Below are 20,789 nucleotides of genomic sequence, written 5' to 3'. Positions count from 1 at the left end.
CCAGAGATTGGGAACGATCATTCCCTAATATGACAAGAATTCAGGCGAGCAGCTTCATCGCGACGCCGACGAGGCGCGTCCCGTCGAGCGGCAGGCGCGCCTTGCCGACGACGCGCATTCCTTGCGTGATGCAGATCATCAGCCGCGCGGTGTCGTCGGCCGCGACATGGCGAGGAATCGAGCCGTCGGCCTGCCCCTCGCGAATGAGGCCGGCGATGAAGTTCTCGTTGGTCGCGAGCTGCGCATTGACGCGGGCGCGGACCGCAGGATCGACCGCGGAGAGCTCGACCGCACTGCCGACCACGATGCAGCCGCGGCGCCCCTCGCTGCCCTGGGAGTGCTCGACATAGGACAGCAGCACATGGCGCAGCCGCTCGCGGCCGTTCACACCGCGCGCGGCCGCGCTGCGGGTCTGCTCCCGGCGCACCGTGGCGTAGCGCTCGAAGGCGGCAAGGAACACGGCGTGCTTGTCGCGAAACGCCTTGTAGACGCTGCCGGTGGCAAGCCGCATCGCGGCAGTGAGGTCACCGATCGAGGTGGCATGATAGCCGCGCTCGCAAAACACCCGCACCGCCCCGTCCAGGGCGGTGTCCATGTCAAACTCCCGGGGACGACCGGGTGGTTGAGCAATGGCTTGCGATCGGCGGGCGGATTTTTGCATTGCGGGATAATAGGGAATGGTTGTTCCCTAATCAAGACACCTGGTTGTGATTGGGGGGACCTGCCGCGTGCCGTTACCAGTCGCTTGCTCAACGGCGCGGTTGCGCCACTGAGCGCGCATCTCCGGCGACAACGGCTTCGCTGTTGCGCGGGGGTGACAGTGATGAAATGGCGCACGTCCGCCTCCACATCGTCATTGCGAGCGCAGCGAAGCAATCCCGAGTCTTTCCGCGGAGGGATTCTGGATTGCTTCGCTGCGCTCGCAATGACGGAGCAAGGGGCATCGTCGTCATCCTCTAACTCGCATCTCAACTCGCAGACGCGCCTTCGCATCCTCGCGGCGCATTTCGCCCGAGCTTTGCCTCGTCGCTCCACACTCTTGAGCCAAGAGGGCGCAGGGAAGGCCGGGTGCTGATCTAGCACCCGCGGTCCGCTGCGCGAAGATGTAGCGCAAAAGAACCGCACAGCAGCATACAGGTGTAGCCAATCACTCGGCCTTCCCTGCGCAGTGGTTGGACGGCTTATGCCGTGCTCTCCCGGGAGCCGAGTTCGTTCTGGCCTCCCTCACCCCAGCGAAATTCACCGGCGCCGCGCCGGTTGACGCGACTGCCCCATCCGCCAAGGCTTGACCGTAGCAACGACGGCCAGGACCACACGGTTTTGCCGTACGCACGGCCCGCCATTTCGCCGCAGTTTTCCCAGCCCTGTCGACGGAGCCGGAAACTTACAGACGAGACGAACCTGACAGCGCCGCTCATCCAGCACGAAGTTCTGGGCTCACGGAGAGCAATCCGCCCTGCCCTTGGCCTCGCACCCGACGCTGCCGCGTCCACCGCAAGCCCGGCTCGCGAAACGTGACGACACAAGATCGCCCCTCAAGGATGAGCCGGGATGGGCGAGACGTACGCCATTTCCGAATTTCGGTAAAGTGGAATATTTTAGCGAAGGCGGGTTGACAGCTTCGCAGGTGTTTTGCCCGTCGGGCAACCGTGACGCTCCGCGGATCTGGGAAGCGCTCAACTCAACCGTCGTCCTGGCGAAAGCCAGGACCCATACCGCGAGGTTTATCGATTTAAGGCAGTATTAGTCCCGCCCAACCAGTCTTCGCCAAACTTCTCCCTGTGGTAATGGGTCCTGGCTTTCGCAAGGACGACGCGGGAGAGACGGAAACGCAAGACAACGGGCGGGAGCATCACCCCTTCGTCGGCACTTGTGTCCCATCCGCCATCGTCGTCACGCCCTTGCGTTCGACGATCATCCCGTAGGCGCGGGGCTGGCGGTGGACGTCGAAATTGAAGGTGGTGCGCTTGTAGGAGTTGCAGAGATCGAGGTCGCAGCGCGCCAGCGCGATCTCGTCGCCCTTGGTCGTGCACGCCGCGACGATCTCACCCGAAGGTGCGATGATGCAGCTGCCGCCGATGTGGTCGACGCCCTCCTCGATGCCGGCCTTGGCGACGCCGACCACGAAGGTGCCGTTCTGGTAGGCGCCGGCCTGCATCACCAGGTGATTGTGGAACAGCGAGAGATCGTCGTGCTCGGGCGCAGGCGGATTGTGCACCGGCGTGTTGTAGCCGATCATCACCATCTCGACGCCCTGCAGGCCCATCACCCGGTAGGTCTCGCTCCAGCGGCGGTCGTTGCAGATCGCCATTCCCATCACGCCGCCGAAGGCATTGGTCACGCCAAAGCCGCTGCCGGGCTCGAAGTAGCGCTTTTCCAGATGCTGAAATTCGCGCCATGGCTCATGCTCGGCATGGCCGGGCAAATGAACCTTGCGGTATTTCGCGACGATCGCGCCGCTCTTGTCCACCAGGATGGAGGTGTTGTAGCGCCTGGTGACGCCGGCCTCGACCGTTAGCTCGGCATAGCCGAGGCAAAACCCGATGCCGATCTCGCGGGCGAGGTCGAATAGCGCTTGCGTCTGCGCCCCCGGCATCTCGCGCTCGAAGAAGGCGTCGATCTCCGCCTGGTCCTCGAAATACCAGCGCGGAAAGAACGTGGTCAGGGCGAGCTCGGGATAGACGATCAGGTCGCAGCCGTTGGCCCGCGCCTGGCGCATCAACGCCATCAGCCGCGCCACGACCTCCGTCCTCGTCTCAGCTCGGGCAATCGGGCCAAGCTGGCCGGCCGCGATAGTCACAAATCTCGCCACGCGTCGTTCCTTTGTTCTCTTTCGGAATCACGTCGAGGCAGACCCTAACGCGCGACGCGTCACGCGCACAGCCTCGCTGTCCGGCACGATGCCCAACGACAGGGCAGGCCTTCGCCCTCAGCCGGCGCGCTGGCACTCTCCTTGCTGCTCTTCCGCCAATCCCTCAGACCCGCAGTGGGCCTGTCTCATAGTGAGGCGATCATATGCAGCCGACGTCCCGTTTCGAAGCGACTATCCCGACACAGCTCCACGCCCTGATCTCCGATCTGCGTTGGCGCGCGCAATTGCTCGACGCCGACATTCTGGAGGAAGAGCGGAAGGCCGGAATCTCCGATCCAAAGAATCTCGCCTACCCGATACTCGCGCAGAACCTGAGAGCCCGGCGCGACAACCTCCAGGTGAGCATCGCGATCCTGGAAAGCCGCATTGAAAAGCGATCAACCGACTGGCCGCACGCCGCCTGACGCGAACAGTGCCGGGCCCGACCAGGCAACGCGACGGCATATGCAGGAGGGCGCGGGCTATGGGCGGTAGCACTGTCCGCGCCGGTCGACGCGCAGGAACGCGCGTTGCCCTTTTGCAACGGTTCCCCACGGTCTGAAGCCGGACAAAAGAAACTCCCATTCCAGCCACGAACCCCGCTCACAACGCCGTGAGACTACAGGGGAACTACGATGCGTGCACAACGCGTTTGGAAAGTGAACGGGGCCGCCAGCATCGGGCAGCTCCAATCCAGACTGGACGATCTGAACAAGCGTCTCAGTCAGCTCGAAAGCCAGCATCCTGAGAGCTGGAAGGTCGAAGAGCTGAGATCAAGCGCACTCAGCCTGTCGCGCGAGATCGACGACATCCGCTGCGCCGAGGCGACGGCGGCATTGAGCGAATTGCTGCGGAAGTAGGCGGGACAGCGGCGATTCGGTGGGGCGTTGGGAACCAACATCCGCCGCCGCCATTGCCATGCAGAGCATGGAGCAAAATCATGACCAGGCACCTGACGCGAGCCCATCTCGCGCGCGGCGTGGCCGGCGCGGTTTCCACGTTGGTCCTGTGCGCGACGATGGCATTCACCATCGCACACCACTTCGCGCTGTGAGGGCTTTCGCATGACCTCCGAGCCCGAGGAGTCGGTGCGGCTGCAAGGTTTTGGCGAGATGACGTTGCGCACGGCGATCGCGACGCTGATGGCGCTCGCGCCACGCGAGCGATCGGAGGCCGCCATCTTCCGCGTCCGCGACGGTTCGCGTCTGGCCGCGAGCGAGATCGCCGACCTCGCGTCGGATTGGGGCATGACGCCGATAGCCGAAGTCAGGTCTCCAGGGCTGGTCCCGGAGCAGCACTGGCCGGACATCGTCCGCAGCATGGTGCGCGAGGCGCCGCTGCCGTCGCTGATGGTGGCGTTCCTGGTGGGCGTGCTGGTGGCGCGGCGGTAGCGAGCATCATCGAGAAGTGCTGTGCGTCGACAGCCTGCTCCAGATCCCGATTGCCTCGAGCGTGTAGCTGTCCTTGATCTCGCGCGACAGGATTTTCGACCAGATCATATCGGCCGGCATCAACAGAGTTCGGGTAATGACCTCGCGGATCTCGGGAGATCGCTCCCGGCGGCCGACGACCGAGGCGTGCACGATGTGGACCTCGTTGTCCATCAGGCCGGTATCCGTCAAGACGGTTCCGATCAGCCGCGGCTCGGCACCGAGATAGCCGGTCTCCTCCTCCAACTCCTTCAAGGCATTGGCCTCCAACCCGATCCCCGGCTCGGCAAATCCGCGCGGCAGCTCCAGCATGAGCCGTCCGAGCGCATGACGCTCCTGCTCGACCATCACGATGTCGCCGACATTCCCAAGCTTCGGGTCAGCAACCGTGGCCACCACCACGACATTGTGCCCACCCAGCAGTTGACCGCGCGAGACGATCCGAAAATAAGGATGGACGATCGTGGCCGGGCCTTCGCCCACCTCGACCAGATCGACAAGCACGAGCACGTAGTCGTTGGAGAAGGTAAGCCCGAGCGCGACACCATGCTCGCGCGCGTAGCTCTCCAGGCGGGCACGGTCGAGCACGAGCCGCCGATATCGGCGCGGCTCGAAGAGCCGGGGGTATTTGGCGAGCGCCTCGAAATAGGCCTCGATGCCGGCTGCTGGATCGAGCATCATTTCCTCTGGTCAGCGATAAAGATTGATACGGGCCTGCCGCTGCCACCAGCTGGCCAGTGAACCACGATCACGGTCGAGCCGCTTCTTGTCGTTTTGGCGGCAATGCCTTGCCCGCCGCCCGCCTTCCCGCGCGTCGCGCCGCAATTCAATCGTCCCGATCCTTGACCTCAAGTCCGCCGCCCTGCTGGTCGGGACGCAATTGATCGCCCGTCGGCGCAATCTCGGTCCCCTCGAACGACAGCCGGCTACGAACCTCCCGAGCGATCTTTCCGGCGGTTTCCGCCCAGATTTTACCCTGAAAGACCGGCTGCTTGATTTCATACTTCAACCCGCCTCCCTCGAGATAGACGACCGCGTGAGCGACGAGAGGCACCATCCCTCGCGACAGCGAGTGTTCGCTGACCGGATCCTCGGGCAGATGTGGCAAGCCAAACGCGTGGCCGGCTTCCGAGGCGACCATTTCGAAAATGCCCAACGCACTCAGTCGAACCTCCCAACGCTCAGTGGCTTCGCAGAGGCGACTGTCGCGCTGGATCTGGCCTAAACGCTCGACGACGTTGCCCAGCGAACCGGAGACGCGCCGAATGGACTCCAGGGGATCCTGAACAAACTTCTGCTCCGACATCGGCCGCTTGTTGTCCGGCAGATTCCCTTGTGGCAACTGCACTTCGTAGTCTTCGATAGGTCATGCGCGGTTCCTCATGATTTCGTCCATCATGGCCTTGGTGATGCCTGTAGCCTTGGCATGGCGTGCGTGCCACGCGGCATCCAGGCGGCGGCCGCGGCGCATTTCCGAGACCGTGCGTTCAGATTCCGGTTTCTCGTGTGGCTGCACCTTACTGAAGCCGCTTGGTGCCCGGGCGCGCAGGTCTTGGAGATAGTCCTCGACTTTCAACCCGCCCTTGCCTGGAACCATGATCACGCCATCTTTGATTGTCGATCCCGCAAGGTCGATTGCGACGGTGGTCATGGTCGCGGAGTTGATCGCGAAGCCGATAGATCGTGCAGCCGCAACGATCGCATCCTCAATTTCGATGGCCATTAGGCGGCAACCTCTGCTTGGCGATGGAGGTACTGGATCAAGGCGCGCCTGACGACCGATGAGCGGTTAGGCGAACTCGGATCGTCTTGGGCTGCCGCAGCATCGACCTTCTCGAGCAGGACTTTAGGAAGGCGGAACGTGCCGCGCGCCATCGGAGAGCAGATCAGTTCGTCCGCCCCGAAAAGTGGTTTCTTCTTCATGGGAACTCCAACAAAAAGAGCCGCCTCGGTCATGCCGGGCGGCTCGCGGTGTAGATATGACAAAGGCCCCAAATCGGGGCCCTGAAACTTGCCTCGGGAGCTAACCCGGGTTCTGTGTGCAAAAGTGCTACTGTGTATGAAAAGGTAGCACGATATCGCTTCCGCGCAAACGAATTTTGAGTTGTATCGCCGTACTTCTTGAATTTTTAATTGATCTTTTATGGAGCGTGTAAAATTTAAATCGGCAAGAAGGGTGAAGCGGCCATCAGCCTTTGTGAGAGAGCACCCGATAGCCCTTCCGCTCCATGCAGACCGAGATCATGTCGTTGGTCCAGATGGTGGTCGAGGTCGCTGCGATCTTCTCGTTGGTGCAGGCCGACAGGTCGGCGTTGTAGCGGTTCTGATCGACGCCGCCCATGTCGACGACAGGCGGCTCGACGTAGGGGGTGCGGGCCGCACAGCTGGAAAGAATGGGGATGGCCAGCAAGATCATTAAACGCACGATCAGCCTTTCGGGGTCAGGATGGTGTAGCCGCGGCGTTCCATGCACGCGGTAATCATGCCAGCGTCACCGACGAAGCCGTGGGTGCGCTTCTCCTCGATGCACTCGTGCTGGTCCTTGGCGAGCTGCTCCGGAGGTTTGCCGTAGCTGTCGACGGCCGGCGGCTCATAGCGACCGTGGCCACCCCCGCAGGCTCCGAGGAGAAGCAGGGACAGCAAAGCCAGTGATCTCATAAGCACTCCAGGCGGGAGGTGTTGAGTACCAGCGCGGAGCGCTTGCCCACCATGCGACAATCTGATCCAGGGCGAAGCCCTCGTCGCTTTTTTTTCGCGGCTTGCTGCGATCCGGTGAAAATGAGGAGTGCCTGGCGCGGCCGGGTCCGTGGCCCCGTGGATCTCGGCGCATTGAGAGGCACAAAACCATGGTTCACTTTTCCCTGAACCCGTTCAGCATCCGTTTTGAGGGGGCTCTCGGCGCCGTCTGCTTCCTGGTGGCGGAGCTGGTGGTGCTGGTCGGCGTCCTGCTGCTCAGGCCGGTCTAGCCCCTGGGAAATGTCCCAGTGTCCCAGTCCCCAGGTGTGTGGGACAGCCGAACACTGGGACGGCCGGCAAAAGAACCGGCAATCCGCGACGCCGGCCGCGACGTCGCGACTGGAATCTATAGGGCGAAGGCCTCGCCGCTCATGCGGCAATCCGATCGGCTCAGTAGCGCTCGACCTTGATGCTATTCGCTGGTGATGATCCGCATATCCCACGACGAGACGTCGTTGCCGTTCACGGCGATGCTGTGCAGGCGGAAGATCTTGCCGCGGGCGTCCTCGGTCTCGAACGTCATCGGCCCAGGGTATGGGGCAGTTATGTGACGAACTTGAAATGGCGCGGACGGATACCGACGTCGAATCTCGGGCCCCGTCAGTCAGCGTATCCGCGATCCGCCGGAGGCGCGGTGTTTATGTGCGTTTCTAAGGGGGTCAAGAAAGAGGGTGTGAAGAGAGTCGACTGAACGGCGTTCAGTGTTTGGGTGCATGGAGTTCAGTGTTTAGGCGCACGGCATTCAGTGTTTGAGTGCATGGGCTTCAGTGTTTTCCGATCGTTCAGAGTTTTCCTGCGCCGTTCAGTGTTTTGATGAACCGTCAAACATGCCGGTGCCGTTGGTAGCGACACCGGCAGCGACTCAGGACGGCACATGACCCTCCTGTTTCGTACCTTCAGGTTCTTCTTCGATATCAAACAACCTCTTGGTCAAGCATTCGACTAGCGAGGTGCTCCAGGCTCGCTCCTCATTGCCGGAGATGTTTACCGCCGCGATCGTAAAGTTGATTCCGCTCTCGAAGGCCATCCACGCCTGGTCTAGAACGCTCTGGTCAACCGGGCCGAAGATTTCGTGATGCAAGTTGGCGAGCGAAATGAACTGTTGCCTTCGGGACATCCCATCCGTGGTCGACACAAAATTTCCATCGGCCTCGTCCAGGAATGAAAATGCTCCGTAAGCACCAGACACATGGTGAAGCTTGCCAGACCTCTTATAGCCAGCAGGCTCATCCACGGCACCGAACTCGTGCCATGCATTGAGAAAGTACCAGCTGCGCTTATTGCGCCCGCCGCCCTTGCGTTTCTCTTGTCCGTGGCGGTTCACCCGAATGCGCCACCGCTCCGGGATGATCACTCCACTTTTGGTCACGCCGTCTTCAAGTGCAACTAAGTTGTCCCAAACCGCCCGCTCTGAGCAACCGCAGTTTTTGGCGATGGTGCTGGGCAATGGATAAGCCCAACCGAACCGCCGCGGGTCGTCACCATACCCCTCGTTTGTCTTGTCGACCAGAAAGTAGAGGATGGACTTCATCAACTCGGGTAGCTCGCGATCCGCATGGATTGCGTTCCGAAATTTCATCTTATTGCCGGTCGAAATCAGGATTCGGATTCCATCCGGTGACTCGATGGGAGTCGGCTTAGAGTTATCTTTGCTCTCGTCGCGTAGCATTTTCGACCTACTGATCCTCAGCGTCTTGGTTTCAGGCTCTGGCGCCGGTCAACGCTTGAGCTTGTTGTTAGAAGTTTGTTTCGACCTGCACGTATTGATTTCTCAGTCGGTTATGACCTCCACGATCACCGCAATATCTCCGATTTCATCGAACGCCATCGTTTCATCCTCCTTGGCCGGCATGGACTTCGACAAGCTTAGGCCGCCCTCATTGATCCCCATCAGCAGCCGGACTCTTGTCCGACCGTCTTTTCCCGTCAGCATCACGAGGTCTCCGCCGCTCGGATCACGGGCCTTCGTTGCAAACATCAGCGCACGCGGCCGGAACCACAGCCCCAGCGCCTCATCCGGATTTCGAAACGCAAACGCGGTGTTATCGTCTTCCAAACGAAACGGTGCCGGCACGACTTCAGCCTTTGACACCTTCACCCTAGAATGAGAGCTGACTGGCAGAGCAGATACGCTCCGCACTTCGATAAGCCGGTAGGGATGAGACGATGATTGCCACCCCCATTTGGTGGGATGACTCCCGCTAAGCTGATCGACCTCGGTTGCGTCGTCCCTTAAGTGGACGGGCAACGGCTCTCCTGCCCCGCGAGCGATCTTCTCCAGCGTTCTCTGTGAAAAGACGTATTCATAGTCTGACTGGTTGAGAGCCCGAAGGATCGTTGACGGCGAGATGCCTGCCTTGCGGGCGAGATCCGAGCCGCTCCAATCCCTCTTCCGCATAAGAAGCCTGATCCACTCGATAGCAGCCTCTTTCGATCGACCCGATTTTCGGCGACCACGCACCATTCCGATAGTTCTCCCTGAGAAGCATTCGCCTTTAACACGAATGCAAATATAATGCAAGTCATGCAAATAAATGCAAATCCTCGACACGCTAGGATTATCCGATCAGCTGCCTCATCGCCGAATTCGAGCCAAACGACAACACTCGATGCGCTTGCATTTTTTGCAGTATATCGTTATAAAGCAAATGAGAGGTTGGCAGTCGCCACCCAGAATAGAAGAGGCACTCATTTGTTGAACCAACTGCAATCTAACCAGCCGCAACACCCCACTGATCGAGAGACGCCCTCCGCAGAATGCGAAGGGCGCCTCGCGCAAGCGAATCTGAGCGCAGCGAGCTACGCGATCGGAAAGCTGATCGGCGAGGTTTGGGACCATCCGGACACGAACCTCGATGAAGTGCGGGTTGCGTCCACCTTGTGCTTTTTCGCGCTCGCAGACGGCGTCTCAAACATGTCTATCGAGCAGATCGTACGATCGGCTGGGCTCAACTCGCGCCGGGCAGGAGAGGCACTGGAGAACCTAGTGGCAGCTGGCATCGTTACCCCCCCGCCCGCCTCCTTACACATGGACGGCGATCGCTCGGAGACAAAGAGCGGGTATGGGCTGCGGCACTTCGATCGCGAAATGGTCCGGTAGAAATCACTGATTCCGAAAGATGTGGAGCGCAACGCTCCACATCTACTTAGGACAACGATGGACCTGTTTTGGTGCCCCCCTTCTCCTCCGACATCGGCATCATAGGGCCGACGACGCCCTTGAGATTGGAAGCAGCAGCCAAGCTCGCGTTCCCAGATGGATCAATGAAGGTGGCCGGACTGCGTCGTGAGATTGCTCGTGGCCGGCTCGCCTATGAGGTCATCGCAAACAAACACTACGTCACGCTCAACGATATAGAGGAAATGAGGAAGTTATGTCGCGTACCAGTAAAGGGCCACGCCTCTATAAGCGCGCTGCGCGCCGAAAGAACGGGGCAATCGTGCGAAATTCAGTCTGGGTTGTGCTCGACGGAAGCAAGGAAATCTCCACAGGAGTTGCTGCAACTCCGGATCAGTCAAAGGCTCCAGCGGAAGCAGTCAAATTCTTCTCGGACTACCTAATCAAACAGGTGAGGCCTGAGCGGAAGGCGCGAGAGATCGACGACATTCCGATCGCTGACGTTCTTTCGATCTACCTCGACGACCATGTCGACCCAGAGAAGACGGAAAGCGAGCTTACAGCCCAGGAGCGCCACTTAGTGCAAGCGATTGGCCGCCTCAATGAATATTGGGGCGGCAAGGTCCTGACCGACATCAACACGCGAGAGTCTAAGGGCTACGTCAAGCACCGCCAAAAGAAAGGCGGCGGCCCCGGCGGCGCACGCCGTGATCTGGAGATGTTGAGGGCGGCCATCAACCATCACGGGGCTGAAAACCTTCACTACGGAAAGGTCAGTGTCTGGCTTCCGGAGAAAGGGGAAGCTCGTGAACGATGGCTCACACGGAGCGAGGCAGCTCAAATGATCTGGAGCGCTTGGCGGTATCGCGAGGTCCAGACGATCCACGTCGGACCGGACAAGGGTAAGAAAGTCGTCACCGACCGCCGACCACTTCGACACGTCGCCCGCTTCCTCCTGATCGGGTGTTACACTGGAACCCGAGCCGGAGCGATTGCGTCGGCGTCCAAACTGCGATCCATCGGCAAGTCGCACGTCGATCTGGAGCGTGGCATGTACTATCGAAAGGCGATCGGCAAGAAGACGACGAACAAGCGCCAGCCCCCCGCACCTATCCCTCCTCGCCTCCTAGCACACATGCGCCGCTGGGATCGCCTGGGCATCGCCAAGGAGCATTTTGTCGAATACAACGGCAAACCCGTTCTGTCCGTCAAAAAGGCTTTCAAGACGGTCGTCAAGCTCGCCAAAATCGATATCACCGTCGAAAACGTGACCCCCCACACGCTCCGCCACACGGCGGCGACGTGGTTGATGCACCAGGGCGTCGATTTATGGACGGCGGCCGGCTATCTGGGCATGACGGTCGAGGTGTTGGAGCGGGTATATGGCCATCACCATCCGGACCATCTGGCGGACGCAGTACGGGGTATCACGGCCAAGCGGCCCATGAAAAAAGCCGTGGTCTGATATCAATCTTGGGCTATTTCTTGGGCTTGAAAAAAGTGCAAAACGCTAAGTATCTGAAAGTCTTGGTCGGAGTGGCAGGATTCGAACCTGCGACCCCTGCGTCCCGAACGCAGTGCTCTACCGGGCTGAGCCACACTCCGACAAGAGGCCGGCTTATAGCGTCGGGTTTGGCGCACCGCAAGCGGCCGAGTTGAGGAATTTTATCCCTGTGAAAACGGGTCTTGAAACGCTGATTTTACCGGCTGGCGATGCCGCCGCCAGGGCCGCCGCCCGGACGCTGGCCGCCGGGGGGCTGGTCGCGTTTGCGACCGAGACGGTCTACGGGCTCGGCGCGGACGCCGCCAATGCCACCGCGATCGCCCATCTCTATGCCGCCAAGGGGCGGCCGGCCTTCAATCCGCTGATCGCCCATGTCGCCGACATTACCGCCGCGCAGGCCATTGGCCGGTTCGACGCGCGCGCCTTGAAGCTGGCGGAGGCGTTCTGGCCGGGGCCGCTGACGCTGGTGGTGCCGAAGACGGACGGCTGCCCGGTGGCGGATCTCGCCACCGCGGGCCTCGACACCGTCGCGATCCGGATTCCCGCCCACCCGGTGGCGCAGGCGATCCTGCGCGCCTTTGGCGGGGCCGTGGTGGCGCCGTCCGCCAATATCTCCGGCCACGTCTCGCCGACGCTGGCCGCCCATGTCGAGAGCGACCTTTCCGGGCGAATCGACCTGATCGTCGACGGCGGGCCGGTCGCGGTTGGCGTCGAATCCACCATTGTCGGCTGCCTCAACGCGCCGATGCTGCTCCGGCCCGGCGGACTGTCGCGCGAGCGGATCGAGGCCGTGCTCGGCGCAGCCCTGGCGCGGCCGCCGGCCGAGGCCGGGAGCGACGACAGCCAGCCGCTGGCGCCGGGCATGCTGGCCTCGCATTACGCGCCGCGCGCCAATGTGCGGCTCAATGCGCGCGAGGTGGCGCCGGGCGAGGCGCTGCTGGCGTTCGGGCCTTCACGCCTGCCCGGCCTTGACGCCGCAGCGGCCGTCATGAATTTGTCGCCCACCGCTGATCTCGATGAAGCCGCCGCCAACCTGTTCGGCTATCTTCGCGCCCTCGATGCGAAGGGGCCACGGGCGATCGCGGTGATGACGATTCCCGAAGACGATCTGGGCGAAGCGATCAATGACCGGCTGCGCCGGGCTGCGGTGGCGAGATAGCGCATGATCCGGAAAAGTGTGAAGCGGTTTTCCGATAAGATCATGTGCGAGAGATAAGCGAAGTAGAGACGAGACAATGAACATCAACAAGCCTGCCACTCCTCCGCTTGCGCCCGAGCTGATCGAGCAATTCCGCAAGATCGTCGGCGAGCGCCACGCGATCACGGATGCGGCCGACATCGAGGCCTATGTCACCGAGGAGCGCAATCTGTTCCACGGCCGCTCGCCGCTGGTGCTGCGTCCGGGCTCGACCGCTGAAGTCTCCGAAATCTGCAAGCTCGCCTCCGCGCACAAAATCGCGCTGGTGCCGCAGGGCGGCAACACCGGGCTCGTCGGCGGCCAGACCCCGCACAATGGCGAGGTCGTGGTGTCGCTGCGTCGGCTGGACAAGATCCGCGAGGTCGATACCGCCTCCAACACCATGACTTGCGAGGCCGGCGTGGTGCTGCAGATCGCGCAGCAGAAGGCATCCGACGTGGACCGACTGTTTCCGCTCTCGCTCGGCGCGGAAGGAAGCTGCACCATCGGCGGCAATCTCTCGACCAATGCCGGCGGCACCGCCGCGCTCGCCTATGGCGTCGCGCGCGAGATGGCGCTGGGGCTGGAGGTCGTGCTCGCGGACGGGCGCGTGCTCAACGTGCTGTCGAAGCTGAAGAAGGACAACACCGGCTACAATCTGCACAACCTCTTCATCGGTGCGGAAGGCACGCTCGGCATCATCACGGCGGCGACGCTGAAGCTGTTTCCGAAGCCGCGGGCGGTCGAGACCGCCTTCGTCGGGCTGAAGTCGCCGGCCGCGGCGCTCAAGCTGCTGACGATCGCGCAGGGCGAAGCCGCCAATGCGCTGACGAGCTTCGAGCTGCTGTCGGAGATGGCGGTCGACTTCTCGGTCCGCCACGGCATCGACGTGCGCGATCCGCTTGCAGAGAAGCATCCCTGGTACGTGCTGATGGAATTGTCTTCGCCGGGCGACGATGCCCGCACGCCGCTGGAAACGATCCTGACCCGCGCGATGGAGGAGGAGATCGTCGACGACGCCGTGATCGCGGCCAACCTCAGCCAGCGCAACGGCTTCTGGAAGCTGCGGGAGGAGATGTCGTCGGCGCAGAAGCCGGAGGGCGGCTCGATCAAGCACGACATCTCGGTGCCCGTCGCCGCCGTGCCCGCCTTCATCGACGAAGCCAATGCCGCCGTGGTGAAGCTGATCCCCGGCGCGCGGCCGGTGCCGTTCGGCCATCTCGGCGACGGCAACCTGCACTACAATATCAGTCAGCCGATCGGCGCCAACACCGCGGACTACCTGGCGCGCTGGCACGAGATGAACGCGGTGGTGTTCGAGATCGTGCTGCGCATGGGCGGCTCGATCTCGGCCGAGCACGGCATCGGCGTGCTCAAGCGCGACGAGCTGCCCGAGGTGAAGGACAAGACCGCGATCGAGCTGATGCGTGCCATCAAGGCGATGCTCGACCCGCTCGGCATCATGAATCCGGGGAAGGTGCTGTGAGCGTCTCACTTACGATCGATGCGATCAGCGACGCCGACGTCGAGCCGGTCGTCGCGCTGTGGCAGCGCTGTGGCCTGACGCGGCCCTGGAACGACCCGCATGCCGACATCGCGCTGGCGCGGCGGCGCGACAACTCGACCGTGCTGGTCGGCCGTGAGGCCGGCGCGATCATCGCCACCGTGATGGTCGGCCATGACGGTCACCGCGGCTGGGTCTATTACGTCGCCGTCGACCCCGATGGCCGCAAGCGCGGTTTTGGCCGGGCGGTCATGGCGGCGGCCGAGGACTGGCTGCGCCAGGCCGGCATCGCCAAGCTCCAGCTCCTGGTCCGCCGCGAGAACGCGCAGGCCAACGCGTTCTACCAGTCGCTGGGCTTCGAGGAATCCACCTCGTTGATGTTCCAGAAGTGGCTCGACGGCCGCGCTTCGACTCCCTAGCTCCCGGAAAACAGCCATGACCATTTCCGACCGCGTCCGCATCAAGGACGTTCGCGTGCTCTCGGACAACTGGACTCCCCTGAAGAGCACGACGTTCGAGTACCGGCGCGCCAACGGCGAGTGGCAGACGCAGCACCGGGAAACCTATGAGCGCGACAACGCCGCCGCCGTGCTGCCCTACAATCGCGCGCGGCGCACCGTGATCCTGGTGCGCCAGTTCCGCCTGCCGGTGTTCATCCGCGGCTACGACGATCTCCTGATCGAGGCCGCCGCCGGCGTGCTGGACGATGCCTCTCCCGAGGTGCGCATCCGCGCCGAGGCCGAGGAGGAAACCGGCTATCGCCTGCACCACGTCCACAAGGTGTTCGAGGCTTTCATGAGCCCGGGCGCGGTGACCGAGAAGCTGCACTTCTTCGTCGCCGAATACGAACCGGAGATGCGCGTCAGCGACGGCGGGGGCCTCGAGCACGAGGGCGAGGACATCGAGGTGCTGGAGCTTGGCATCGACGAAGCGCTGGCGATGATCGCCGACGGACGGATCATCGACGCCAAGGCGATCATGCTGCTGCAATATGCGGCGCTGCATGTCTTTAGATAATTCGCGAGCCGTCTTCTTCCCTTCTCCCCTTGTGGGAGAAGGTGGCGCGAAGCGCCGGATGAGGGGTTTGCCTCCGCAAATTCGAATGAGAGTTGGACTCGCGGAGAGAACCCCTCACCCGTCTCGCCGCTATCGCGGCGAGCCACCCTCTCCCACAAGGGGAGAGGGGAGACGGCGCAAGCGGCTCTCCTATGCAAGCAATTCTGGCCTGCGCCGCCCCTCCCCCTGTTGAGCTCACAGCCGACTATCTCTAGTCTGGCTCTCAACAAGAACCAGGAGACGCGCCCATGTCCGCTTCGCGCGACGACGAATTCGGCTTTGCGCCCGACTACGACTCCCCCGTCCCCTACATGCAGCGCACCCGCGACTATTACGCGGCGATCGGCTACACCACGCCGTACCGCTGGGCACATCATGTCGAGGCGCCGTTCCAGCCGCTGAAGAAACCGCTTTCACAATCGCGCGTCACCATCATCACCACGGCTGCGCCGTACGATCCCGCCAAGGGCGACCAGGGGCCGGGCGCGGCGTATAATGGCAGCGCCAAATTCTACCAGGTCTATGACGGCGACACGTCGAAAGCGCACGATTTGCGCATCTCGCACATCGGCTACGACCGCAAGCACACCTCGGCGACCGACAGCGGCACCTGGTTTCCGCTGCCGCAGCTGTTGAAGGCGTCCGCCGCGGGCCGGATCGGTGAAGTGGCCCCGCGCTTCTTCGGCGCGCCGACCAACCGCAGCCATCGCGTCACGCTCGACACCGACGCGCCGGAGATTCTGGCGCGCTGCCTTGCCGACAAGGTCGATGTCGCGGTGCTGGTGCCGAACTGCCCGGTGTGCCACCAGACCACCGCGCTGGTGGCGCGGCATCTGGAGCGGAACGGCATTCCGACCGTGATCATGGGCTGCGCCAAGGACATCATCGAGCACGCCGCCGTGCCGCGCTTCCTGTTCTCCGACTTCCCGCTCGGCAATTCCGCCGGCAAGCCGCACGACGTCACCTCGCAGGCGCAGACGCTCGAGCTCGCACTCAGGCTGCTCGAGACCGCGAGCGGTCCGCAGACCACGATGCAGTCGCCGCTGCGCTGGAGCGAGGACGCCTCCTGGAAGCTCGACTACAACAATGTCGCGCAGCTCCCGCCTGAAGAGCTGGCGCGCCGCCGCGCCGAATTCGACAAGCAGAAGGAGATCGCGCGCGGCAACCGCGCCGCCTGACGTCCTCCGGCAATCAAAACAAAAAGGGAGAGCGACGTGACGCGACCGTTCGAGGGCGTGAAGATCCTGGATTTCACGCAAGTGCTGGCCGGCCCCTATGCGAGCTACCAGCTCGCGCTGCTGGGGGCCGACGTCATCAAGGTCGAGCGGCGCGAGGGCGAGGACATGCGCCGCACGCCGCTCAGCCGCGAATGGGCCGAGCGCGGGCTAGCGCCGGCGTTCCAGGCCATCAACGGCAACAAGCGCAGCCTGACGCTCGATTTGCAAAAGCCCGATGCAATCGCCATCGTGAAGAAGCTTGCCGCCCAGGTCGACGTCGTCATGGAGAATTTCCGGCCGGGCGTGATGGACAAACTCGGCATCGGCTATGAGGCGCTGTCCGCGATCAATCCAAAGCTGATCTATTGCGCCGTCTCGGGCTTCGGCCAGACCGGCCCGGACCGCTTGCGGCCCGGCTATGACGGCAAGATGCAGGCGCTATCAGGCATCATGGCGATCACCGGCCACCCTGAAACGGGGCCGACGCGCGCGGGCTTTGCGGTCTGCGACGTGCTCTCGGGCGCCACGGCCGCGTTCGGCGTATCGAGCGCGCTGTACCAGCGCGACCGCACCGGCAAGGGGCAGCTCATCGACGTCTCGATGCTGGAAGCGACGCTGGCGTTTCTCTCGGGGCAGATCGCGGACTGGTCGGTCGCCGGCCATCGCCAGCAGCTCTCGGGCAACCAGGCGGTGAGCCGCCGGACCACGGCGAACCTGTTCAAATGCGGCGACGGCCACATCCTGCTCGCCGTCAACAACGAGAAACAGTACCGCGCGCTGATGGGCGCGCTCGGCCGCGAGGACACGCTGTCCGATCCGCGCTTCGCCGACTGGTTCGCGCGCAACGAGAACGAGCCGGCCCTGCGCGCCATCATCGAAGAGGCGCTCGCGAAAAAGCCGGCGCGCGAGTGGGAGACAATTCTCGAAGACGCCGGCGCGCCCTGCGCCAGCATCTGGAAGGTCGAGGAAGTGATCGATCATCCGCAAGTGCAGGCACGCGGTGCGATCCAGGAGCTGGACACGCCCTATGGCCGCCTGCGTTTTGCCGGCAGCGGATTCAGGCTCGCGCATGGCGGCGGCAAGCTGGACCGGATGGCGCCGGAGCTGGGCGCGGATACCGACGCGGTGCTCGAGGAGCTGGGCTTCGATGCGGCGGAGATCGCGGCGTTGCGGGCGCGGGAGATTGTGTGACTCTCCAGCAAGAAACTCCGCTGTCGTCCCGGACAAGCGTCAGCGCAGATCCGGGACGACAACCGAGTGAATGGCGCCAGCTTGGCTAAAACAACGACCCCTGCCCGTCATCGGATGACGCGGCCGCCGCCTTCCGCGCGACCTTCTTCGGCTTCGACGCCTCCAGCTCCGCCTCCATCTCCTCCGCGCTGATCGGCAAGAGCAGTTGCTCGTCGTCATTGGCGACGCGATTGACGCGAGTGGAGACCGGGTGCCAGGCGAATTCGCCGATGCGCGGGGCGATCATCAGCGGCAGGATCGCGTCAACCTCGTCGCCGCGAACGTCGAGCCAGCGCTCGAAATCACGCGGGCTGATGGTCACGGGCACGCGGTCATGCAGCGCGGCGAGGTCCTCGCCCGCCGCCGCCGTGACGATCGCGACCGTGTCGAGCTCCTCGCCGTTCGGCCCGGCCCAGGTCTCGAACACCGCGGCAAAGCCGAGCGGCGCGCCGTCGGCCCGATGGATGAAGAACGGCTGCTTGCGGCCATCCACCGCCTTCCATTCGTAGTACCCGTCGGCCGGGATCAGGCCGCGCCGCCGGCGAATCGCGCGTTTGAAGGCGGGCTTCTCCAGCACCGTCTCCGAGCGGGCGTTGATCAGGAGCGTAAAGCCTTTGGGATCCTTGACCCAGCCCGGCAGCAGACCCCAGCGCATCAGGCGGAAATGGCGCGCGCCGTTCTCGACCAGCACGACCGGAATCGGTTGCGTCGGGGCGACATTGTACCGGGGCGGGAAATTCGGCTGCTCGACATAGCCGAACAGTTGCCGCAAAGCCGCGGGGGCCGAAGTTATGACGAAGCGTCCACACATCCTTGGGCGTCTATATAGGGTCCGTTCAGGTCCTTTTAACCCCGAACGTTAACACTGCGGCGAATGAGCTCAATGGCCTCCCAACCCGCGCGGACGCATGTACAGACGGGCCCCGAGGCAGCGGCCTGGGCCGAACGGCTGCGCGTGGCCAACATCAACCCGCGGACCGGGCTTGCCACCGACTATCTCAACCATTTCAATGAAGCCGTGATGCTGCTCGAAATGGTCCCGGACATGCCGGAATGCGCCGAAGACTTTCGGACCTGGTCGCCGCTGTCCTATGCCGAGCATTTCACGGCGTCGAACTTCAAGGCACGCGACCTCGCCATTGAAGCCTATGAGAAGGCCGATCCCAACGTGCGCGCCCAGTTCGACCACCTCACCGACACGATGACCTCGATCCTGACCGCGGTCGGCTCGGCCATGCGCGAGGTCGAGAAGGACACCACCCGCGTCCGCCTGGCCGAGCAGGCCACCCTCTGGGTCAAGCCGCTGATCGCTGCCTGCGGCGGCATCATCAATGGCGGGGCGGAAGCCGACGTCGACACCATCATGGCAAACTGAGCCGTGTCTGCGGTCGTCCAGCCCACCCATCCCCAGATTGCGGTCAGCGCCGCGATTTTTCGTGATGGCAAGGTGCTTCTGACCCGCCGCGCCCGATCGCCCGCCAAGGGGTTCTATTCGCTGCCCGGCGGCCGGGTCGAGTTCGGCGAATCGCTGCACCAGGCCCTGGTGCGCGAGGTGGACGAGGAGACCGGGCTCGCCATCGAGATCATTGGCCTTGCCGGCTGGCGCGAGGTGCTGCCGGCCACGGCCGGCGCCGGCCACTACCTGATCATGTCCTTTGCCGCCCGCTGGGCGGCCCGGGAGCCGGTTTTGAACGACGAGCTCGACGACTACCGCTGGATCGCCCCCGATGCCCTGGCGAGCCTCGGCGACATCAAGCTGACCGGGGGGCTGGAGGAGGTCATTCAATCCGCCGCGCGCTTGATTGAGGCATAGGCCGAGCCGCGGGCGCCGCTATACCTCTCCCGCTTGCGGGAGAGGTCGCGCCGAAGGCGCGGGTGAGGGCTTTCTCCTCTGGGGGGTTCTCGCTAGCGGAGGCACCCTCTCCCCAACCCTCCCCCGCAAGCGGGGGAGGGAGCACACCGCTCGCGCAGCCCGCCTTGCGCCCGCCGCCCTGAGGGGGCATACACCCCGCCGATGTCGACGCGATTTCTGGCCATTTTTGCCCTGATCCTCGCCTGCGCCTCGGTGCCCACGAGGGCCCAGGACGTGGCGGCGCCGTTTGACGCCGATTTGCAGCGGCTGGCGGAGATCCTCGGCGGCCTGCACTATCTGCGCGGCATTTGCGGGTCCAACGAGGGCAACAAATGGCGCAGCGAGATGCAGGCGCTGATCGATGCCGAAACCCCCTCCGGAGAGCGCCGCACCCGCATGATCGCCGGCTTCAACCGCGGCTATAACGGCTTCCAGCAGACCTACCGGAGCTGCACGCCGGCCGCCACCGTGGCGATCCGCCGCTACATCGAGGAAGGCTCGAAGATCTCGCGCGATCTCACGGCGCGCTACGCGAACTGATCTCGCCGTCATTCCGGGGCGCGCGTAGTGCGAGCCCGGAATGACGGCGACGGGAACCCTGTCATCGTCTTTGTTCACAGCCATTAACCGTTCTTAAAGATGTGGCCTAGCGGGCGTTAATACGCGTGCTACACCACTCGCACAGCGCATCGCCGTGGATCGCGCCCCAGCCCTGATCGAGTTTCATGAGCCAGCCGATTTCCTACGCCCCCGCCCGCGCGCCGCTGCCCGACCACGAGCAGAAACAGGCCGCATTGAGCTATCTCAACGAGGCCTGGGCCGAGGCGCGCCATGACGGCGTCGACGGCGACTGCCTGGCGCAGGCGAGCCTGTTTGCGGCCTTTGCCGAGCTCGTCGGCACCTATGGCGAGGACGCGGTAGCGAAGTTCGTCGAGGGCTTTCCCGGCCGGATCCGCAACGGCGAATTCTCCGTCGACATCTCCCGGCAGTAAACGCCTTTTCGAAAATGACCCCGCCACGTGGGCGGGGCCAGTTGACGGATGAATGACTTGGCGAACGGGATCTGGTGAACAGGTTCGCGAAGTCTGCTGCGTTTATCGCACGGAAGCCCGCT

At 63.2% G+C, this 20,789-nt stretch carries 25 protein-coding genes and 1 tRNA gene; 14 read left to right on the top strand and 12 right to left on the bottom strand.

Translation table 11 applies throughout. The features are described 5' to 3' along the window. Window positions 1-40 precede the first annotated feature (40 nt). Window positions 41-595 carry a TetR/AcrR family transcriptional regulator gene (locus tag ACE10W_RS09615; RefSeq protein ID WP_236842199.1) on the bottom strand — a complete coding sequence of 185 codons (555 nt, stop codon included), beginning with the start codon at window positions 593-595 and terminating at the stop codon, window positions 41-43. A 1,257-nt stretch (window positions 596-1,852) separates the two neighbouring features. Next, window positions 1,853-2,812 (bottom strand): N-carbamoyl-D-amino-acid hydrolase, encoded by a 960-nt coding sequence (locus ACE10W_RS09610; RefSeq protein WP_304551253.1) that lies wholly within the window; start codon window positions 2,810-2,812, stop codon window positions 1,853-1,855. A 203-nt stretch (window positions 2,813-3,015) separates the two neighbouring features. Between ACE10W_RS09610 and ACE10W_RS09605 the strand changes: the two genes are divergently transcribed. The 3 genes from ACE10W_RS09605 to ACE10W_RS09595 all read left to right on the top strand — a co-directional run bounded on the left by ACE10W_RS09605 (window position 3,016) and on the right by ACE10W_RS09595 (window position 4,242). Continuing rightward, on the top strand, window positions 3,016-3,276 hold the full coding sequence (locus tag ACE10W_RS09605) for a hypothetical protein (protein ID WP_011085361.1): 261 nt from the start codon (window positions 3,016-3,018) through the stop codon (window positions 3,274-3,276). A 210-nt stretch (window positions 3,277-3,486) separates the two neighbouring features. Beyond that, window positions 3,487-3,711, top strand: a complete 225-nt coding sequence (locus tag ACE10W_RS09600; RefSeq protein ID WP_011085360.1) for a hypothetical protein — start codon at window positions 3,487-3,489, stop codon at window positions 3,709-3,711. Window positions 3,712-3,915: 204 nt separating this feature from the next. Further along, complete coding sequence (locus ACE10W_RS09595) at window positions 3,916-4,242, top strand: hypothetical protein (RefSeq protein ID WP_304551249.1); 327 nt, start codon at window positions 3,916-3,918, stop codon at window positions 4,240-4,242. A gap of 6 nt (window positions 4,243-4,248) precedes the next feature. On the opposite strand, the gene ACE10W_RS09590 is transcribed toward ACE10W_RS09595, so the two are convergent. The 8 genes from ACE10W_RS09590 to ACE10W_RS09555 all read right to left on the bottom strand — a co-directional run bounded on the left by ACE10W_RS09590 (window position 4,249) and on the right by ACE10W_RS09555 (window position 9,481). Further along, the gene (locus ACE10W_RS09590) at window positions 4,249-4,959 is read right to left on the bottom strand and encodes an NUDIX hydrolase (protein ID WP_304551248.1); all 711 of its coding nucleotides are present in this window, start codon (window positions 4,957-4,959) and stop codon (window positions 4,249-4,251) included. Window positions 4,960-5,107: 148 nt separating this feature from the next. Beyond that, on the bottom strand, window positions 5,108-5,629 hold the full coding sequence (locus ACE10W_RS09585; RefSeq protein WP_304551247.1) for a hypothetical protein: 522 nt from the start codon (window positions 5,627-5,629) through the stop codon (window positions 5,108-5,110). Between the two features lie 18 nt (window positions 5,630-5,647). After that, window positions 5,648-6,004: a hypothetical protein gene (locus ACE10W_RS09580; protein ID WP_304551246.1), complete on the bottom strand. Its 357-nt coding sequence runs from the start codon at window positions 6,002-6,004 to the stop codon at window positions 5,648-5,650. After that, window positions 6,004-6,204: a hypothetical protein gene (locus tag ACE10W_RS09575; RefSeq protein WP_304551245.1), complete on the bottom strand. Its 201-nt coding sequence runs from the start codon at window positions 6,202-6,204 to the stop codon at window positions 6,004-6,006. Before ACE10W_RS09575 ends, ACE10W_RS09580 begins: the two co-directional genes overlap by 1 nt. Window positions 6,205-6,469: 265 nt before the next feature. Further along, window positions 6,470-6,697 carry a hypothetical protein gene (locus ACE10W_RS09570; protein ID WP_304551244.1) on the bottom strand — a complete coding sequence of 76 codons (228 nt, stop codon included), beginning with the start codon at window positions 6,695-6,697 and terminating at the stop codon, window positions 6,470-6,472. A gap of 11 nt (window positions 6,698-6,708) precedes the next feature. Further along, complete coding sequence (locus tag ACE10W_RS09565) at window positions 6,709-6,939, bottom strand: hypothetical protein (protein ID WP_304551243.1); 231 nt, start codon at window positions 6,937-6,939, stop codon at window positions 6,709-6,711. Window positions 6,940-7,879: 940 nt separating this feature from the next. Beyond that, on the bottom strand, window positions 7,880-8,686 hold the full coding sequence (locus ACE10W_RS09560) for a hypothetical protein (RefSeq protein ID WP_375762594.1): 807 nt from the start codon (window positions 8,684-8,686) through the stop codon (window positions 7,880-7,882). 102 nt (window positions 8,687-8,788) lie between these two features. Then, window positions 8,789-9,481, bottom strand: coding sequence for a helix-turn-helix transcriptional regulator (locus ACE10W_RS09555; protein WP_304551241.1), 693 nt, complete (start codon window positions 9,479-9,481; stop codon window positions 8,789-8,791). A 910-nt stretch (window positions 9,482-10,391) separates the two neighbouring features. Between ACE10W_RS09555 and ACE10W_RS09550 the strand changes: the two genes are divergently transcribed. Then, the gene (locus ACE10W_RS09550) at window positions 10,392-11,600 is read left to right on the top strand and encodes a site-specific integrase (protein ID WP_304551240.1); all 1,209 of its coding nucleotides are present in this window, start codon (window positions 10,392-10,394) and stop codon (window positions 11,598-11,600) included. Between the two features lie 63 nt (window positions 11,601-11,663). Here ACE10W_RS09550 and ACE10W_RS09545 read toward each other — a convergent pair. Then, window positions 11,664-11,740 (bottom strand) — tRNA-Pro (locus tag ACE10W_RS09545). A 68-nt stretch (window positions 11,741-11,808) separates the two neighbouring features. Here ACE10W_RS09545 and ACE10W_RS09540 point away from each other — a divergent pair. From ACE10W_RS09540 to ACE10W_RS09515, 6 genes are all read left to right on the top strand, one after another. Beyond that, window positions 11,809-12,798 carry an L-threonylcarbamoyladenylate synthase gene (locus ACE10W_RS09540; protein ID WP_011085356.1) on the top strand — a complete coding sequence of 330 codons (990 nt, stop codon included), beginning with the start codon at window positions 11,809-11,811 and terminating at the stop codon, window positions 12,796-12,798. 76 nt (window positions 12,799-12,874) lie between these two features. Beyond that, window positions 12,875-14,302, top strand: coding sequence for an FAD-binding oxidoreductase (locus tag ACE10W_RS09535; protein WP_304551239.1), 1,428 nt, complete (start codon window positions 12,875-12,877; stop codon window positions 14,300-14,302). Continuing rightward, window positions 14,299-14,739, top strand: coding sequence for a GNAT family acetyltransferase (locus ACE10W_RS09530; protein WP_304551238.1), 441 nt, complete (start codon window positions 14,299-14,301; stop codon window positions 14,737-14,739). The genes ACE10W_RS09535 and ACE10W_RS09530 overlap by 4 nt, the downstream gene beginning before the upstream one ends. Window positions 14,740-14,755: 16 nt before the next feature. Beyond that, window positions 14,756-15,337, top strand: a complete 582-nt coding sequence (locus ACE10W_RS09525; protein WP_161536050.1) for an NUDIX domain-containing protein — start codon at window positions 14,756-14,758, stop codon at window positions 15,335-15,337. Window positions 15,338-15,624: 287 nt separating this feature from the next. Continuing rightward, window positions 15,625-16,554 carry a glycine reductase gene (locus ACE10W_RS09520; RefSeq protein ID WP_304551237.1) on the top strand — a complete coding sequence of 310 codons (930 nt, stop codon included), beginning with the start codon at window positions 15,625-15,627 and terminating at the stop codon, window positions 16,552-16,554. A gap of 36 nt (window positions 16,555-16,590) precedes the next feature. Then, window positions 16,591-17,784: a CaiB/BaiF CoA-transferase family protein gene (locus ACE10W_RS09515; RefSeq protein WP_304551235.1), complete on the top strand. Its 1,194-nt coding sequence runs from the start codon at window positions 16,591-16,593 to the stop codon at window positions 17,782-17,784. Between the two features lie 85 nt (window positions 17,785-17,869). On the opposite strand, the gene ACE10W_RS09510 is transcribed toward ACE10W_RS09515, so the two are convergent. Then, a complete protein-coding gene (locus tag ACE10W_RS09510; protein ID WP_304551233.1) occupies window positions 17,870-18,634 on the bottom strand; it encodes an SOS response-associated peptidase in 765 nt (254 codons plus the stop codon). A 63-nt stretch (window positions 18,635-18,697) separates the two neighbouring features. Here ACE10W_RS09510 and ACE10W_RS09505 point away from each other — a divergent pair, with 63 nt between their 5' ends. The 4 genes from ACE10W_RS09505 (at window position 18,698) to ACE10W_RS09490 (ending at window position 20,667) form a co-directional block, all read left to right on the top strand. Then, complete coding sequence (locus ACE10W_RS09505) at window positions 18,698-19,198, top strand: hypothetical protein (protein WP_304551231.1); 501 nt, start codon at window positions 18,698-18,700, stop codon at window positions 19,196-19,198. Window positions 19,199-19,201: 3 nt separating this feature from the next. Further along, window positions 19,202-19,636, top strand: a complete 435-nt coding sequence (locus ACE10W_RS09500; protein WP_011085348.1) for an NUDIX hydrolase — start codon at window positions 19,202-19,204, stop codon at window positions 19,634-19,636. 201 nt (window positions 19,637-19,837) lie between these two features. Beyond that, window positions 19,838-20,215 carry a TIGR02301 family protein gene (locus ACE10W_RS09495; protein WP_011085347.1) on the top strand — a complete coding sequence of 126 codons (378 nt, stop codon included), beginning with the start codon at window positions 19,838-19,840 and terminating at the stop codon, window positions 20,213-20,215. A 185-nt stretch (window positions 20,216-20,400) separates the two neighbouring features. Further along, a complete protein-coding gene (locus ACE10W_RS09490) occupies window positions 20,401-20,667 on the top strand; it encodes a hypothetical protein (protein ID WP_008135624.1) in 267 nt (88 codons plus the stop codon). Window positions 20,668-20,789 lie beyond the last annotated feature (122 nt).

This window comes from Bradyrhizobium sp. B025, assembly GCF_042257955.1.
GTDB lineage: Bacteria > Pseudomonadota > Alphaproteobacteria > Rhizobiales > Xanthobacteraceae > Bradyrhizobium > Bradyrhizobium diazoefficiens.
This window is presented reverse-complemented; position numbering and strand designations above follow the sequence as displayed.

Bases quoted from the DNA above. Each gene is read 5' to 3' on its own strand.
- ACE10W_RS09605 (WP_011085361.1), top strand. From the start codon at position 3,016: ATGCAGCCGACGTCCCGTTTCGAAGCGACTATCCCGACACAGCTCCAC.
- ACE10W_RS09505 (WP_304551231.1), top strand. From the start codon at position 18,698: ATGAGCTCAATGGCCTCCCAACCCGCGCGGACGCATGTACAGACGGGC.
- ACE10W_RS09595 (WP_304551249.1), top strand. From the start codon at position 3,916: ATGACCTCCGAGCCCGAGGAGTCGGTGCGGCTGCAAGGTTTTGGCGAG.
- ACE10W_RS09580 (WP_304551246.1), bottom strand. From the start codon at position 6,004: ATGGCCATCGAAATTGAGGATGCGATCGTTGCGGCTGCACGATCTATC.
- ACE10W_RS09490 (WP_008135624.1), top strand. From the start codon at position 20,401: ATGAGCCAGCCGATTTCCTACGCCCCCGCCCGCGCGCCGCTGCCCGAC.
- ACE10W_RS09615 (WP_236842199.1), bottom strand. From the start codon at position 595: ATGGACACCGCCCTGGACGGGGCGGTGCGGGTGTTTTGCGAGCGCGGC.
- ACE10W_RS09520 (WP_304551237.1), top strand. From the start codon at position 15,625: ATGTCCGCTTCGCGCGACGACGAATTCGGCTTTGCGCCCGACTACGAC.
- ACE10W_RS09570 (WP_304551244.1), bottom strand. From the start codon at position 6,697: ATGATCTTGCTGGCCATCCCCATTCTTTCCAGCTGTGCGGCCCGCACC.
- ACE10W_RS09565 (WP_304551243.1), bottom strand. From the start codon at position 6,939: ATGAGATCACTGGCTTTGCTGTCCCTGCTTCTCCTCGGAGCCTGCGGG.
- ACE10W_RS09555 (WP_304551241.1), bottom strand. From the start codon at position 9,481: ATGGTGCGTGGTCGCCGAAAATCGGGTCGATCGAAAGAGGCTGCTATC.
- ACE10W_RS09600 (WP_011085360.1), top strand. From the start codon at position 3,487: ATGCGTGCACAACGCGTTTGGAAAGTGAACGGGGCCGCCAGCATCGGG.
- ACE10W_RS09550 (WP_304551240.1), top strand. From the start codon at position 10,392: ATGTCGCGTACCAGTAAAGGGCCACGCCTCTATAAGCGCGCTGCGCGC.
- ACE10W_RS09525 (WP_161536050.1), top strand. From the start codon at position 14,756: ATGACCATTTCCGACCGCGTCCGCATCAAGGACGTTCGCGTGCTCTCG.
- ACE10W_RS09495 (WP_011085347.1), top strand. From the start codon at position 19,838: ATGTCGACGCGATTTCTGGCCATTTTTGCCCTGATCCTCGCCTGCGCC.
- ACE10W_RS09590 (WP_304551248.1), bottom strand. From the start codon at position 4,959: ATGCTCGATCCAGCAGCCGGCATCGAGGCCTATTTCGAGGCGCTCGCC.
- ACE10W_RS09575 (WP_304551245.1), bottom strand. From the start codon at position 6,204: ATGAAGAAGAAACCACTTTTCGGGGCGGACGAACTGATCTGCTCTCCG.
- ACE10W_RS09535 (WP_304551239.1), top strand. From the start codon at position 12,875: ATGAACATCAACAAGCCTGCCACTCCTCCGCTTGCGCCCGAGCTGATC.
- ACE10W_RS09510 (WP_304551233.1), bottom strand. From the start codon at position 18,634: ATGTGTGGACGCTTCGTCATAACTTCGGCCCCCGCGGCTTTGCGGCAA.
- ACE10W_RS09560 (WP_375762594.1), bottom strand. From the start codon at position 8,686: ATGCTACGCGACGAGAGCAAAGATAACTCTAAGCCGACTCCCATCGAG.